Raw genomic sequence first — 14454 nt, 5'->3', positions numbered from 1 at the left:
CCGTGGGGGCTTTAACTCCGCATTCCTGCGTTCTACGATCATTCGATGCAGCAAATTATGTCCATGAAACTGGCCGGAACGATGCTTGTGCTTCTGGCGCTTTCGGCCTGCGCGGGGGGCAATTATCGTCCGGTCGCCGACACACCCGTCCGCATCGGCCCGGCTTATACGATCCGCGGCACCACCTATGTCCCAGCCGCGGCGCCCGCTTATGACGCTGTTGGCTATGCGAGCTGGTACGGCAGCGAATCCGGCAACCGGACCGCCAATGGCGAGAAATTTCGGCCCGGCTGGATCACCGCGGCGCACACCACGCTGCCGCTACCGACCTATGTCGAGGTGACCGCGCTCGATACCGGCCGGCGGATCATCGTGCGCGTCAACGATCGCGGCCCTTTTGCTGCCGGGCGGATCATCGACCTGTCGCGCGGCGCCGCCGAGGCGCTGGGGATGCGCGCGCAGGGTCATGCGCCGGTCCGCGTGCGCCGCGTCGAACCGTCCGAACAGGACCGCAAGCGGTTGCGCGAAGGCAAGGCTGCGGCAGCGCTGGCGCCGGTGCCTGCGGACGAATTGCAGCGGCTGCGCGCGCGGCTGCGCTAAGCCGGGCGCAGCAGCGTCAGCTTCGCCTTGCCGACCTTGCGTTCGGCGTCGATCTCGAAGCCCGCGACCTCGACCATCTCGCGCTCGCCGGTCTCGATCGAAATCCAGCTGTCGGGGGCGATCCAGCCAAGGCGGGCGAGCTTGTCGAGCGCGACGCTGCCTGCGCCGGTGGCGTAGGGCGCATCGATTAGAAGCAGATCATAGGCTCGCCGTGCGGGGCCGAGCGCAAGCACCGACCCGGCGCGGACATCGGCGCGCGGCGTTGCGCCGAGCGCGGCGAGATTTTTGCGGAGCGCGTCGAGTGCATCGCGATCCTGTTCGGCGAACAGGCACTGCTCGGCGCCGCGCGACAAAGCCTCGATCCCCAGCGCGCCCGATCCGGCGAACAGGTCGGCGACATAAAGCCCCTCGAAGCTGCCGAGGCGGCTCGCGAGCATCGAGAAGAGCGTTTCGCGCGTGCGGTCGGCGGTCGGGCGAGTGGCGTCGTTTTTGGGCGCGAGCAGCTTGCGGCCGCGCCATTCGCCGGCGATCACGCGCATCAGCCGAGGTGCCGCCGGAATTTGAACAATTCGTCGCGCGGCACGACCTCGACCGCGCCCATGTCGAGCCCGGCGAGGGTGAATTCGCCATAGCGGGTGCGGATCAGGCGGCTGACCTGAAGCCCCAGATGTTCGAGCACGCGGCGGACTTCGCGGTTCTTGCCCTCGGTCAGCGTCATTTCGATCCACTGGTTGCGCCCGGTGCGGCGTTCGAGGTTCGCGTCGATCTTGCCATAACGGATGCCGTCGATCTCGATCCCGAGCACCAGCTCCTCGAGCTGCGCCTGGCTGATGTCGCCAAAGGCGCGCGCGCGATAGGTGCGCTCGACCCCGCTTGCGGGCAGTTCGAGCTGGCGCTTGAATTCGCCATCGTTGGTGAGCAGCAGCAGCCCTTCGGTATTATAGTCGAGGCGGCCGACCGGCATCAGCCGCGGCAGCCCCTTGGGCAACAGATCGTAGATCGTCTTGCGCCCCTTGGGATCGCGCGCGGCAGTCAGGCAGCCGGCAGGCTTGTGGAAGCGATAGAGGCGCGTCGAGACGGGTTTGGCGACCGGATTGCCGTCGACCGTCAGCCCTTCGAGCGAGGCGAGAAGCGGTGCGGGCTGCGCAACCACTTCGCCATTCAGCGCGACGCGGCCTTCCTCAATCATGCGTTCGACGTCGCGGCGCGAGCCGACGCCGGCGCGCGCGAGCAGCTTGGCGATGCGCTGCGGCCCGTCCTCGCGTTCGGTTTCGGCGGGAAGTTTGCGTGGCGGCGCGTCGCCGCGCGCGGCGCGGCGTCCACGCGGACCGGTGGGGGCGGCGCGATCGGCGCCGGGGCGCGGGGCGGAGCGGGGCGGGCGGCGGGTCGTCATCGGAACGGATGCGGCTTTCTTGTCGTTATTCGGGAAAATACTGTGGCGTCGTGGCCACGCTCATAGCCGGAAAAGTGTCGCTTCGTCGATGGCAAGCAGAAGCGATATTGCAGGACGGCGCGGAGCGAGCCATGGCGCATTGAAAGGGAGATCTCATGCTCTTCGGTCCGCGTCCTTCCTGCATCAAGCGGTTGCTGGTCATCGAGGATGACCCGCTGACGGCGTTCGACAACGAATATACGTTGAAGCACAGCGGTTACGAGATTGTCGCGACGGTCGATTCGGGCGAAGCCGCAGTGGCGGTGATGGCCGCCGAACAGGTCGACGCGCTGGTCCTCGATTTGGGGCTGGCGGGCGATATGACCGGCCGCGAGGTTGCGCGGCTGGCGCGCGATCGCGGCATCGCGGTCCTGCTTGTCACCGGCCAATGCCCGGAAGACGCGAGCGACATCGCCATGGCCTGCCTCGACAAGCCGCACACCCCTTCGGCGCTGGTGGCCGCGCTGAAAGCGCTGGAGACAATGATCTGCCAGAACAAAATGCCGCGCAAGGTCAGCGGGCTCGTCACCTATTGGCGGCCCGAAGCCGCCTGAGCGCGACCAGCCGAAAAATCGCCGCTTCCAATTTGCCCGCGACGCTTTAGGCCAATTGGTCAGCGTGATGGCATCCCGGAAAGAGGATGCGGGGGAGCGAAAGCATGTCGGTTGATCTGATCCGGTTTTTGATTTTTGTCGCGGTGCTGGGTGGGCTGGTGATCGTCGCCCTGTCGGTTCCGGCCTTTCGCCCGTATCTGCGCAAGAACCCGATGGTGACCTTCCTGCTCGGCATTTCCAGCGGATTTCCGCTGACGTTGCTGATCGCAACCATGACATTCTGGCTGGCGAAGGTCGGCATCGATACCGCAACGATCGGCTTCGCCGTGGCGCTGGGCATTCCGTACACGATCAAATTCCTGTGGGCGCCACTGGTCGACAAGCTGCCCATTCCGTTTTTGACCAAAACCTTTGGCCAGCGGCGCGGGTGGCTGTTTTTCATTCAGGCGTTGCTGTTCATCTCGATCTGGCAATTGGGTGCCAGCAACCCGCAGCCCGGTGACATCGGCCAGTTCGCGGTGTGGGCGCTGATCACCGCCTTTCTGTCGGCAACGCAGGACATCGTCATCGACGCCTATCGCATCGAAATCCTCGAGGAGGAGGAGTTTGCGCATGGCATCGCGACCAACCAGTTCGGTTATCGCACCGGCAATCTGATCGCGGGCGCCGGGACGATCTATTTTGCCTCGAACGAAGGGCTCGGTCTGGGCTGGGCGACCGCCTATGCGATGACCGGATTCTGCATCGTCCCGGCGATTCTGGGCGCGTTATGGGCTGGCCCGGGCAAGTTCGTCGACCGTTTCGCCGACGCTTCGGGAATGAAGGCGGGTCAGTGGCTAGCCGAAGCGGTGGTCAATCCGTTCCGCGAGTTTCTGAGCCGCCATGGCGCCTTCCTGATCCTTGGCTTCGTGCTCGTGTACAAGGTCGGCGACGCGATGGGGCAGGCGATGCTGGGGCCGATGATCGTCGATCTTGGCTTCGCCGATCTCGATTATATTTCGGCGAACAAGCTGTGGGGCTTTGGCGCGCTCATCGTCGGGTCGGCGCTCGGTGCTCCGTTCCTGCTGTGGCTGGGAATGGGACGCGCGCTGGTGATTTCAGGCTTCATGATGATGTTCTCGAACGTCATGTTCATGATCCTCGCCGCGACGGGCAACAATTACTGGATGATGGTCGCCGCGATCGTCACCGAGAATGTGACAAGCGGGATCGGGCTGACCGTCTTCGCCACCTATTTGTCCGGTTTATCGAACATCGCCTACACCGCGACGCAGTTTGCGCTGCTGTCGTCCTTCGCCGGGGTCGGGCGCACATTTATGGCGGGACCGGCAGGGATTGTGGCCGAAAACTTCGGCTGGGTGATCTTTTGGGGCTTCACCGTCGTCGCGGCGATCCCGGGCATGCTGCTGCTGTGGCTGCTCTGGAGCAAGGGCTATGTCGTCGAAGGCGTCCGTCAGGCCGAAACGGTCGACGAACAGAAGCTGCGACAACCGGTTGGGGCAATGCGGATTGCCGGTTTCGTGCTGATCGTCGCGGGGCTGGTCGGGGCTTTGATGGCACAGCAGCTGGAACTGGCGAGCTATATCATGCTGTCGTCGATTACGGCTTTTGCGATCGGGGCGATCCTCGCCTGGACCGGCAAGCCCGCACCCACCGCCTAGGGCCAGCACCTAGCCCGGCAGCTCGCCGTTACGGCGCAGGACGTCGCCCGCAAGATAGAGCGAACCGCAAATCAGGACGTCGCCGGCCTGACGATGCTGCCTTATGTGGTGGAGCGCCGCCGCCACATTGTCGCACGGCTGTGCATCGATGATGCCTAGATCGCTCTGCACCCAGTGGCACAGGTCTTTGGGATCATGATGCTCATGGCCGGGGATCGGCACCGCGCTAAACGAGGCGATTTTGTCCGCAAATGGGCGCAGGAACCCCATTGCGTCCTTGTTGGCGAGCAGGCCGCAGACGATGTGGAGCGGTGCCACGCCTTTCAGCGCGCGCGAAAGCGCGACGCCCGCATCGGGGTTGTGACCGCCGTCGAGCCAGACCGTCGTGGACGGCGAAAGTAGGGCGGTTAGCGGCCCGGCGCCGAGCCGCTGCATTCGCGCGGGCCAGGCGGCGCGCGTCATGGCCGCGGCGAGCGCATCAGGGTCAATATCGATTGCCTGCTGATGACGAATCATCGCCACCGCGAGCGCAGCATTGTCAGTCTGATGCGCGCCCGCCATCGTGGGCAGCGGCAGGTCGAGCGTGCCGTGCGTATCGCAATAGGCGAGGCGGCCGTCGGCGATATTGGCGTCCCACGCCGCACCGCGATCGACGAGCGGCGCGCCGACCGCCGCGGCGCGCGCGGCGATCACCGCGCGCATCGACGCCGGATAGGCCTGCGTCACCAGCGGCGCGCCGGCTTTGACGATCCCGGCCTTTTCAAAGGCGATGCGGTCGTGCGGCGGCGCGGGCACATCGGCCTCGGGCGCGAGCAGGAACGCCTCATGGTCGATGCCGAGCGAGGCGATGCCGCAGGCAGTAGGCGCGGCGATGATGTTCGTTGCGTCGAGCCGTCCGCCAAGCCCCACCTCGACGATGCAGGCGTCGGCGGGAATGCGCGCAAAGGCGAGGAAGGCCGCGGCAGTCGTCACCTCGAAAAAGCTCGCTTGCAGGTCGTGCGCTACGTTGAGGACTTCGGCGAGCAGCGCGGCAAGCAGCGCGTCATCGATTAATGTCCCGGCAAGGCGGATACGCTCGTTGAAACGGACGAGATGCGGGCTCGAATAAACATGCGCGGTCAGGCCCTGCGCCTCGATCGCCGCGCGCAGGAAGGCGCAGGTCGAACCCTTGCCGTTGGTTCCTGCGACGTGGAAGACGGGCGGCAAGCGGTGCTGCGGATCACCGAGGCGGCGGCACAGTTCGGCGATGCGGTCGAGGCCAAGAATGTCGCGGCCGGGCGACAGCGCGGTGAGGCGATCGAGCTGGGCCTGAACGGCGGGATCGGTGCTGTGCGCGTGGTCGGGCATGAGAGTGATTCAGCCAATCCAAACACCGTTCGCCCTGAGCTTGTCGAAGGGCCGTTCTTCCTTCTCGAACCGTCGGAAGAAAGAACGGTGCTTCGACAGGCTCAGCACGAACGGCAATAAAGGGAGCACCTTGGGACTAAGCCGCCTTCTCCGGCGCCAGATAACCGATCAGCCGGCCCAGCGTCTCCGGCAACTCCTTGCGATGCACCACCATGTCGATCATGCCGTGATCGAGCAGATATTCGGCGCGCTGGAAGCCCTCGGGCAGCTTTTCGCGGATCGTATTTTCGATCACGCGCTGGCCGGCGAAGCCGATGAGCGCCTTGGGTTCGCTGATCTGGACGTCGCCGAGCATCGCATAGCTGGCGGTCACGCCGCCGGTGGTCGGGTCGGTCAGCAGCACGATATAGGGAAGGCCTGCGCGGCGCAGGCGGGCCAAGGCTACTGTGGCGCGCGGCATCTGCATCAGCGACAGCGTGCCTTCCTGCATCCGCGCGCCGCCCGCGGCGGTGATCGCGATATAGGGAACGCCGCGCTTGATGGCATTTTCGACGCCCGCGACGAAGGCTTCGCCGACGGCGACGCCCATTGATCCGCCCATGAAGGCGAAGTCCTGCACGCCGATCACGACTCCCTGACCCGAAATGCGGCCGAACGCATTCTGATAGGCGTCGCGGTCGCCGGTCTGCGCGCGCGCCGCCTTGATGCGGTCGACATATTTCTTGGTGTCGCGGAACTTCAGCGGATCTTCGGGTGCCGCGGGGGCGGCAATCTTTTCGTGGAGCCCGCCGTCGAACAGCTGCGCGAAGCGTTCCTTGGCGCCGATGCGGTCGTGATGGTCGCAGCGCGGGCAGACGTTGAGATTGTCTTCCCATTCCTTGACGAACACCATCTGCTGACACTGACGGCATTTGTGCCACAGATTGTCGGCGGTATCGCGCTTCGCCCCGAAAGGCAGCGCGTTGCGGACGCGGTCGAGCCAGCTCATGCGGCGATCTCCTTGGCGCTATGAATAGCATCGGCGAGGGTGCGGGTGAAAGCCTCGACATGCGGCGCCGCGGCGTCGCCATGCTCGGCGATGATGTCGATGAAGGCCGATCCGACAACGACGCCGTCGGCGACGCGCGCGATCTGCGCGGCCTGTTCGGGGGTGCGGACGCCGAAGCCGACCGCGACGGGCAGATCGGTGGCGGCCTTGAGGCGCGCGACGGCCTCGTCGATGCTCGCCTGTGCGGCCTGTTGCTGTCCGGTGATCCCGGCGACCGAGACATAATAGAGGAAGCCGCCCGCGCCATCGAGCACGGCGGGCAGCCGCGCGGTGTCGGTCGTCGGCGTCGCGAGGCGGATGAGGTCGACTCCCGCGGCGCGGAGCGCGGGGCCGAGTTCGTGGTCTTCCTCGGCGGGAACATCGACGCAGATGACGCCGTCGACGCCGACACGCGCGCATTCGGCCGCGAACCAGTCACCGCCGCGGATCGTCATCGGATTGGCATAGCCCATCAGGACAAGCGGCGTGTCGGCGTGGCGCTGCCGGAACGCCGTCGCGATGGCGAAGATGTCCGCGGTGGTCGTGCCCTTGGCGAGGCTGCGCAGGTTCGCCTGCTGGATCGCGGGGCCGTCGGCCATCGGATCGGTAAAGGGCATACCCAGCTCGATCACATCGGCGCCCCCCGCGACGAGTGCATCGAGGTTCGCGGCGGTGTCGCCGTCACCCGCGGTGATGAAGGCGACGAGGGCGGGGCGGGGTTTGGCGAAGGTGGTGGCGAAGCGGGTGCTCATTTTCCCTCTCCCCTTGGGGGAGAGGGGTGCGAAGACTTGCGAGCTTGCTCGCTAGTCGTAGCTGGGTGAGGGGTATGCGATCGCTGCGCGATCGCGCGAGCCAAAGGCTCGCTCACACTCATCCAACTGCGCCTAGGCGGCTGCGCCGCCAAGGTTTCGTATCCTTCTCCCCTCAAGGGAGAAGGGTTTGCATGGGCGCTCACAGCTTCACCCCCAGCGCCTCGGCCACGGTGAAAATATCCTTGTCCCCCCGGCCCGAACAATTGACGATGATGATCTTGTCCTTGCCCAGCGTAGGCGCGATCTTCTCCGCCGCCGCGATCGCGTGCGCGCTTTCGAGCGCGGGGATGATGCCTTCCAGCTTCGTCAGCTTCTGGAAGCTCGCCAGCGCCTCGTCATCGGTGACGGATTCGTAGCGGACGCGGCCGATGTCGTAGAGCCAGCTGTGTTCGGGGCCGATCCCCGGATAGTCGAGGCCCGCCGAGATGCTGTGCGCCTCGGTGATCTGGCCGTCCTCGTCCTGCAGCAAATAGGTCTTGTTGCCGTGGAGGATGCCGGGCTTGCCGCCCGCGAGGCTCGCGGCGTGCTTGCCATCGAGGCCTTCACCCGCGGCTTCGACGCCGACGATCTCGACGTCCGTGTCATCGAGGAAGGGATGGAACAGGCCGATCGCGTTCGATCCGCCGCCGACGGGGGCGATCAGCATGTCGGGCAGGCGGCCCTCGGCTTCCAGGATCTGCGCCTTCGCTTCATCGCCGATCACCGACTGGAAATCGCGCACAAGCTGCGGATAGGGGTGCGGCCCGGCGACGGTGCCGATGATGTAGAAGGTGTCGTGGATGTTGGCGACCCAGTGGCGCAGCGCCTCGTTCATCGCGTCCTTCAGCGTCTTGGCGCCACTCTCGACCGCGACGACTTCTGCGCCGAGCAGCTTCATGCGGAACACATTCGGCTGTTGCCGCGCAACATCGACCGCGCCCATGAAGATGGTGCAGGGCAGGCCGAACAGCGCCGCGACGGTCGCGGTCGCGACGCCATGCTGGCCCGCGCCGGTCTCGGCGATGATCTTGGTCTTGCCCATCCGCTTCGCGAGCAGGATCTGGCCGATGCAATTGTTGATCTTGTGCGCGCCGGTGTGGTTCAGATCCTCGCGCTTCAGATAAATCTTCGCGCCGCCGAGGTCATCGGTCAGCCGCTGTGCCAGCCACAGCGGACTGGGGCGGCCGACATAGTTTTTGAGCAGGTAATCGAACTCGGTCTTGAACGCGGGGTCGGCCTGCGCGGCGCGATAATGGCGTTCGAGGTCGAGGATCAGCGGCATCAGCGTTTCGGCGACATAGCGGCCACCGAACTGGCCGAAATGGCCGCGGTCGTCCGGGCCGGAGCGCAGACTGTTGGGCAGAATGGGGGCGTCGGTCATCGTCATATCCATCGGTTACGGGTGGGCATTCACTTGAAGACAGGTCTCAAGCGATCAGCGCCATCGTTTCCCGATGCGCAGGACGAGGGGTCGCAGCGTGGTCATCTGCCGACCGCTTTAAGGAAAGCGGCGATCTTGTCCACATCCTTGACGCCCGGCGCGCTTTCGACGCCCGACGAGACATCCACGAGCGGCGCGCCGGTTTCGGCGATCGCCTGCGTGACGTTCGCAGGATTCAGACCGCCGGCGATGCCCCAATCCATTGTATGTCGGTGATTTTTGAGGAGCGACCAGTCGAAGCGCGTGCCCGTGCCGCCCGGCATCGCGGCGGCCGGGGCGTCGAACAGAATGCGGTCGGCGATGCCATGATATTTCTGCATCCGGGTCAGCGTTTCGGCGTCCTTCAGCCCGATCGCCTTCCAGATTTCGGCAGGGGTCAGCCGTTTCACGATCGCGAGCCATTCGGGCGTCTCGCTGCCGTGGAATTGGACGATGTCGGGGCGCACCGCGCCGAGCGCCTCGCCGGTCAGTTGCTGCGAAGCATTGACGAGCAGCAGCGCGACCTTGACGTGCGACCCCGCACGCTTGCGCAGCACCGCCGCGGTTTTGAGGTCGACGTGCCGTGGGCTGGGCTCGTAATGGACAAGGCCGATGTGCGTTGCGCCGTGACGGATGGCGCCATCGACACCTTCGGGGGTGGAGAGGCCGCAGATTTTGACGAGTGGGGGCATGATTGATCTCATTCGACGTCATTGCGAGCGGAGCGAAGCGATCTCCGGCTATCGGCGTAGCGCAATCTCGTTAGCTGGAGATTGCTTCGTCGCCTTTGGCTCCTCGCAATGACGATGGCGGTTGGGACGAGTAGATCAGAGCGTCGCTTCAATCTCGCGCGCGGCAAGATCGGGGTCCGCCGACTGGCTGATCGGGCGGCCGACGACGAGGATCGAGGCGCCGTCGGACATCGCTTGTGCAGGCGTGACGATGCGTTTCTGGTCGCCGGTCCGGCCGTTCGCGGGCCGGACGCCGGGGACGACGAAGAAGCCGCCGGGCCACGCCTTGCGTGCCGCTTTCACTTCCTGCCCTGAGCAGACGATACCGTCGAGCCCGGCTTCGCGAGCAAGTGCGGCAAGGCGGACGACCTGGTCGTGCGGGGTACCGCCCACGCCGATGTCGTCGAGATCGGGCGCGTCGAGGCTGGTGAGCACGGTGACGGCGATCACCTTGGTGTCCTTGCCCGCAACCGCCTTTGCTTCTTCGAGCATAGCGCGGCCGCCCGCGGCGTGGACGGTCAGGATGGCGGGTTCGAGCGGGCGGAGTGCCTGGATCGCTTTCGCCACCGTATTCGGAATATCGTGCAGTTTCAGGTCGAGGAAGATCGGCAGGCCGAGTTTCGCCATTTCATGCACGCCATGATGGCCGTTCGCGCAGAAAAATTCGAGCCCCAGCTTCAGTCCGCCGACATGATGCCGCACCCTTTGCGCGAGCGTCAGCGCGGCGTCGAGGTGCGGGGTGTCGATGGCAAGATAGATGGGCGAGGTCATGGCTTGTCCGGTGAAAAAAGGTCCGTCGGGGCAGGCGGAATGTCGTTGACCGGCGCCGTGGCCGTGGGCGCCGGTTCGACCGGGCGATGCGCGAGGGCGCGTAGATCGGCGGCCTGACGCTCGCTGGCATCGAGGCGGCGCTTCAGCGACCAGCGCGTCGTGCGCAGCGCGATCCACATCGGGACGCTGCCGATCAGGAAAGCGGCGAGGATGACGACGGGCAGCTTGGTCTCCGCCTCCCACCCCGGCCAGATGGTGACGGTGACGACCTGCCAGTTGGCCATCGCAAAGATGACCAGCACCGCAGTCAGCACGACCCAGATGATCGTTCGCAGGATACCCACGTCGTCTTGCTCCCTCTGTCGGTCCGGCGTGGACAGTATGACAGTTTGCCCGGCGATTCCAGCCTGTCGCTAGGCGGCGCCGAACACCCGGTCGAAGATCGTGTCGACATGCTTCATATGATAGTCGAGGTCGAAAAGTTCCGTGAGCTGCTCCGCCGACAGGCGTGCGGTGACGTCGGCGTCGGCTTTCAGCAGTTCGAGCAGCGAGAGCTGACCGTCCGATTCCCACACTTTCATCGCGTTACGCTGAACCAGCGCATAGCTGTCTTCGCGGCTCGCGCCCGCCTGCGTCAGCGCGAGCAGCACGCGCTGCGAATGAACGAGCCCGCCCATGCGGTCGAGATTCTTCTGCATCCGTTCGGGATAGACGAGCAGCTTGTCGATGACGCCCGTGAGCCGCGCGAGCGCGAAGTCGAGCGTGACTGTCGCGTCGGGACCGATGAAGCGTTCGACCGACGAATGGCTGATGTCGCGCTCGTGCCACAGCGCGACATTCTCCATCGCGGGCGTGACCGCGCTGCGGACCATACGCGCGAGGCCGGTAAGATTTTCGGTGAGCACCGGGTTGCGCTTGTGCGGCATCGCCGACGAACCCTTCTGGCCCGGCGAGAAATATTCCTCGGCCTCCAGCACTTCGGTGCGCTGAAGGTGGCGAACCTCGACCGCGAGGCGTTCGATTGACGACGCGATGACGCCGAGCACGGCGAAGAACATGGCGTGGCGGTCGCGCGGGATGACCTGCGTCGAGACCGGTTCGATCGACAGGCCGAGCTTCGCGGCGACATGCGCCTCGACGCGCGGATCGATGTTGGCAAAGGTGCCGACTGCACCCGAGATGGCGCAGGTCGCTATTTCGGCGCGCGCCGCCTGGAGCCGCACCTTGCAGCGCGAAAATTCGGCATAGGCTTCGGCCATTTTCAGCCCGAAAGTGACGGGTTCGGCGTGGATGCCGTGGCTGCGGCCGATCGTCGGGGTGAGTTTATGCTCGAACGCGCGGCGCTTGATCGCGTCAAGCAGCGCATCGAGGTCGGCGAGCAATATGTCGGCCGCCTGCGCCAGCTGGACCGCGAGGCAGGTATCGAGCACGTCCGAGCTGGTCATACCCTGATGTATGAAGCGCGCTTCGTCGCCGACGTTTTCGGCGACCCAGGTGAGGAAGGCGATGACGTCATGCTTGGTCACGGCTTCGATCGCATCGATCGCGGCGACGTCGATCGCAGGGTTGGTTGCCCACCAGTCCCACAACGCCTTCGCTGCCGATGGCGGCACGGTGCCAAGTTCGGCGAGTGCGTCGGTCGCGTGCGCTTCGATCGCAAACCAGATGGAAAAGCGATTCTCGGCCGACCAGATCGCCGTCATTTCCGGCCGTGCGTAACGCGGAACCATTGAATTTCCTTCCTTTTCGGGCGCCTTGTCGCGGAATCCCGGCGGAACCGCGACGGGGCGCCCCCTAGCAGGGACAGGGCGTTTCGCCAAATGCCGCGGCGCCGCAACCTTGCTGAAACACGGCGTGTTGACCTTATGCCCCATCATAACGGCGACAGGTCGCATCCCCGCTGAGCGTCGCCCCCAAGGAGAATGATCTTGCTTAAACCACTGCTATTGATCGGCGCTCTCGCCATCGCCGCGCCCGCGTTCGCCCAGGCGACGCCCCCCTCCGACGATGACGCGCCGACTGCCCAGCCCGCACCTGCCGACGATGAACCGGCGGATGACACCGCGCCAGATGAAAAGAACAGCACACCCACGGAGGAACCGGTGCCCGATACGCCACCGGCGGAACCGACGCCGCCGACCGATGAGCCCGCCGACCCCGCCGAGCCGACCGACTCGGAACCCCAATAACAACGCTTCAGGAGATAGACGATGTTGAAACAAATGCTTTTAATTGGTGCCGCGGCCGTCAGTTTCCCGGCGCTCGCCCAGACGACGCCCCCGGCTTCGGACCCCGGCAATCCGCCGACAACCACCGAACCTGCGACGCCCGCGCCGATGCCGGACAGCACGAACCCGGCACCCGCACCGTTGCCCGACACATCGGCGCCGCCCGCGGCTAGCGAGCCGGCACCCTCCGGGACGGCTGCTACGCCTGCCCAAATAGCGCAAATCGTCGATCAGGAATTTCCGACCTACGATGGGGACGCCAACGGCAATCTCAACGAGGCGGAGTTCGGCGCGTGGATGAAAAAGCTACGCGCGGCCACCGATCCGGCGGCCGACCCGGAATCGGCTGAAGTGAAGGCCTGGATTGGCCAGGCATATACGGCGGCCGATGCCGACAAATCGGGAGGGATCGACAAAACCGAACTGACGGGTTTCCTGTCGCGCGGCAATTGATCGACCCGTAATCGACCCATAAGAATAAGCAGCCGCCGGAGCGATCCGGCGGCTGTTTTGTCGCGCGAGCGTTCAGGCGGCGCGCTCCAACGCCTGTTCGACCTTGACGATGGACAGTTTACGTTCGTGTCCATCGCGGTCGGGCCAAAGGATCGATTGACCTTCGCTCAGGCCGATGAGCCCCGCGCCGACGGGAGTCAGAATCGAGATGCGCCCTGCGGAAATGTCGGCCTCGCCGGGATAAACGAGTTCGACGGTTCGCTCGGCACCGGTCGCGGCATCGACGAACGTAACGCGCGAGTGCATCGTCACAATGCCCGACGGAAAGCGTGCCGCGGTGCGGATCGTCGCGCGATTGATCTCGCGCAACAGCAATCCGCATACCTGCGGTAAATCTTCTTCCTTGCTAAGTGCCAGCTGGGTCAGCCGGTCGGCTTCGCGATCGATCATCTGGATGGGCGGGCTCTTGGCCGCGCGGGGCGTGGTCATGGTTTCGGCTTTCGTTGCGTGCAGAACGGCGGACGCCGTGGTGCGCCGCCGGGACAGTTTGAATGGAAATGCGCCCCGGGCTCAGGGCGCGGTGCGCCGGAACCCGGGGCTATATGCCCGCGAGAAGCTGTCCCGCGTGGGAATGCATGCGAAGGGGGCGCTGCCGAATCTTCATCCGAGCAATGATGTCGTCCGGCGCCGTGCAAGTCAAATCGGGCGGTCGCTACAACAGGCCGAGGGCTCTGAAGCTGCGATAACCGGACCCGGCAATGATGATGTGATCGTGCAGCGCGATGCCCAGTCGCGCCCCGACGTCGGCAATCTCGCGCGTGATCGCAATATCCTGTCGGCTCGGCTCGGGGCTGCCACTGGGGTGGTTATGGACGATGATGATCGCTGAGGCGCCGAGATCGAGCGCGCGCTTGACGATCTCGCGAACATAGATCGCCGATTGATCGATCGAACCTTCGCTTGCCAGCTCGTCGCGGATCAGCATATTTCGCGAGTTAAGATAGAGGACGCGCACGCGCTCGACGTCGATCGGCCCCATGTCGGCGCGCAACCAGTCGAGCAGGGCATCCCAGCTCGACAGCAGCGGCTTGTCGCGAAACCCGCCTTTGAGCATCCGCAAGCCGGTGGCCTGGACGATCTTCAGCGCCGCGATCCCGGTGTCGCCCAGCCCGTCGACGCGGCGCAGCGATTCGGGGTCGGCGCTGACGAGTTGCGCCAGCGAGCCGAATTCACGCAGCAGTGCCTTGGCCAGCGGTTTGGTGTCGCGCCGCGGGACCGCGAGCGCGAGCAGATATTCGACGAGTTCATAGTCGGCGAGCCCGTCGGCATCGGCCAGCAAGCGGCTGCGCAGCCGCGCGCGATGTCCATGGTGATCGGGTGTCTCGCTGTCCCCCATGCGGCCGGCAATAACCGCCTTGTTCCATGCACTCAACGGCAAT

17 protein-coding genes are annotated in these 14454 nt (G+C 65.3%); 5 read left to right on the top strand and 12 right to left on the bottom strand.

Going from position 1 to position 14454, the window contains the following annotated elements:
• The first annotated feature begins 57 nt into the window (after window positions 1–57).
• Complete coding sequence (locus VSX77_RS16075) at window positions 58–600, top strand: septal ring lytic transglycosylase RlpA family protein (RefSeq protein ID WP_338425606.1); 543 nt, start codon at window positions 58–60, stop codon at window positions 598–600.
• Here the strand turns inward: VSX77_RS16075 and rsmD are convergent.
• Window positions 597–1139, bottom strand: coding sequence for a 16S rRNA (guanine(966)-N(2))-methyltransferase RsmD (gene rsmD, locus VSX77_RS16070; protein ID WP_338425605.1), 543 nt, complete (start codon window positions 1137–1139; stop codon window positions 597–599). The two genes, VSX77_RS16075 and rsmD, sit on opposite strands and share 4 nt — an antisense overlap.
• Complete coding sequence (locus tag VSX77_RS16065; RefSeq protein WP_338425604.1) at window positions 1139–1993, bottom strand: pseudouridine synthase; 855 nt, start codon at window positions 1991–1993, stop codon at window positions 1139–1141. The genes rsmD and VSX77_RS16065 overlap by 1 nt, the downstream gene beginning before the upstream one ends.
• Window positions 1994–2148: 155 nt before the next feature.
• On the opposite strand from VSX77_RS16065, the gene VSX77_RS16060 reads away from it, so the two are divergent.
• Window positions 2149–2586: a response regulator gene (locus tag VSX77_RS16060; protein WP_338425603.1), complete on the top strand. Its 438-nt coding sequence runs from the start codon at window positions 2149–2151 to the stop codon at window positions 2584–2586.
• Between the two features lie 104 nt (window positions 2587–2690).
• Window positions 2691–4247, top strand: a complete 1557-nt coding sequence (locus VSX77_RS16055) for an AmpG family muropeptide MFS transporter (RefSeq protein ID WP_338425602.1) — start codon at window positions 2691–2693, stop codon at window positions 4245–4247.
• Window positions 4248–4256: 9 nt separating this feature from the next.
• Here VSX77_RS16055 and VSX77_RS16050 read toward each other — a convergent pair whose 3' ends face one another.
• The 8 genes from VSX77_RS16050 to purB all read right to left on the bottom strand — a co-directional run bounded on the left by VSX77_RS16050 (window position 4257) and on the right by purB (window position 12064).
• A complete protein-coding gene (locus VSX77_RS16050) occupies window positions 4257–5594 on the bottom strand; it encodes a bifunctional folylpolyglutamate synthase/dihydrofolate synthase (RefSeq protein WP_338425601.1) in 1338 nt (445 codons plus the stop codon).
• A gap of 136 nt (window positions 5595–5730) precedes the next feature.
• Window positions 5731–6582, bottom strand: coding sequence for an acetyl-CoA carboxylase, carboxyltransferase subunit beta (gene accD / locus VSX77_RS16045; RefSeq protein WP_338425600.1), 852 nt, complete (start codon window positions 6580–6582; stop codon window positions 5731–5733).
• Window positions 6579–7373, bottom strand: a complete 795-nt coding sequence (gene trpA, locus VSX77_RS16040; RefSeq protein WP_338425599.1) for a tryptophan synthase subunit alpha — start codon at window positions 7371–7373, stop codon at window positions 6579–6581. The genes accD and trpA overlap by 4 nt, the downstream gene beginning before the upstream one ends.
• 199 nt (window positions 7374–7572) lie before the next feature.
• Window positions 7573–8793: a tryptophan synthase subunit beta gene (trpB, locus tag VSX77_RS16035; protein WP_338425598.1), complete on the bottom strand. Its 1221-nt coding sequence runs from the start codon at window positions 8791–8793 to the stop codon at window positions 7573–7575.
• Between the two features lie 101 nt (window positions 8794–8894).
• Window positions 8895–9524 (bottom strand): phosphoribosylanthranilate isomerase, encoded by a 630-nt coding sequence (locus VSX77_RS16030; protein ID WP_338425597.1) that lies wholly within the window; start codon window positions 9522–9524, stop codon window positions 8895–8897.
• A 135-nt stretch (window positions 9525–9659) separates the two neighbouring features.
• On the bottom strand, window positions 9660–10334 hold the full coding sequence (gene pyrF, locus VSX77_RS16025) for an orotidine-5'-phosphate decarboxylase (protein ID WP_338425595.1): 675 nt from the start codon (window positions 10332–10334) through the stop codon (window positions 9660–9662).
• A complete protein-coding gene (locus VSX77_RS16020; protein WP_338425594.1) occupies window positions 10331–10678 on the bottom strand; it encodes a LapA family protein in 348 nt (115 codons plus the stop codon). Before VSX77_RS16020 ends, pyrF begins: the two co-directional genes overlap by 4 nt.
• A gap of 69 nt (window positions 10679–10747) precedes the next feature.
• Complete coding sequence (gene purB / locus VSX77_RS16015) at window positions 10748–12064, bottom strand: adenylosuccinate lyase (RefSeq protein WP_338425593.1); 1317 nt, start codon at window positions 12062–12064, stop codon at window positions 10748–10750.
• 192 nt (window positions 12065–12256) lie between these two features.
• Between purB and VSX77_RS16010 the strand changes: the two genes are divergently transcribed.
• On the top strand, window positions 12257–12523 hold the full coding sequence (locus VSX77_RS16010) for a hypothetical protein (protein ID WP_338425592.1): 267 nt from the start codon (window positions 12257–12259) through the stop codon (window positions 12521–12523).
• A 21-nt stretch (window positions 12524–12544) separates the two neighbouring features.
• On the top strand, window positions 12545–13015 hold the full coding sequence (locus tag VSX77_RS16005; RefSeq protein WP_338425591.1) for a calcium-binding protein: 471 nt from the start codon (window positions 12545–12547) through the stop codon (window positions 13013–13015).
• 72 nt (window positions 13016–13087) lie between these two features.
• Here VSX77_RS16005 and rnk read toward each other — a convergent pair whose 3' ends face one another.
• A complete protein-coding gene (gene rnk, locus VSX77_RS16000) occupies window positions 13088–13504 on the bottom strand; it encodes a nucleoside diphosphate kinase regulator (RefSeq protein WP_338425590.1) in 417 nt (138 codons plus the stop codon).
• Window positions 13505–13727: 223 nt separating this feature from the next.
• On the bottom strand, window positions 13728–14411 hold the full coding sequence (radC, locus tag VSX77_RS15995) for a RadC family protein (RefSeq protein WP_338425589.1): 684 nt from the start codon (window positions 14409–14411) through the stop codon (window positions 13728–13730).
• Between the last annotated feature and the right edge of the window lie 43 nt (window positions 14412–14454).

Origin of the sequence: Sphingopyxis sp. TUF1, assembly GCF_036687315.1 — a bacterium.
GTDB classification, from domain to species: Bacteria; Pseudomonadota; Alphaproteobacteria; order Sphingomonadales; family Sphingomonadaceae; genus Sphingopyxis; species Sphingopyxis kveilinensis.
This window is presented reverse-complemented; position numbering and strand designations above follow the sequence as displayed.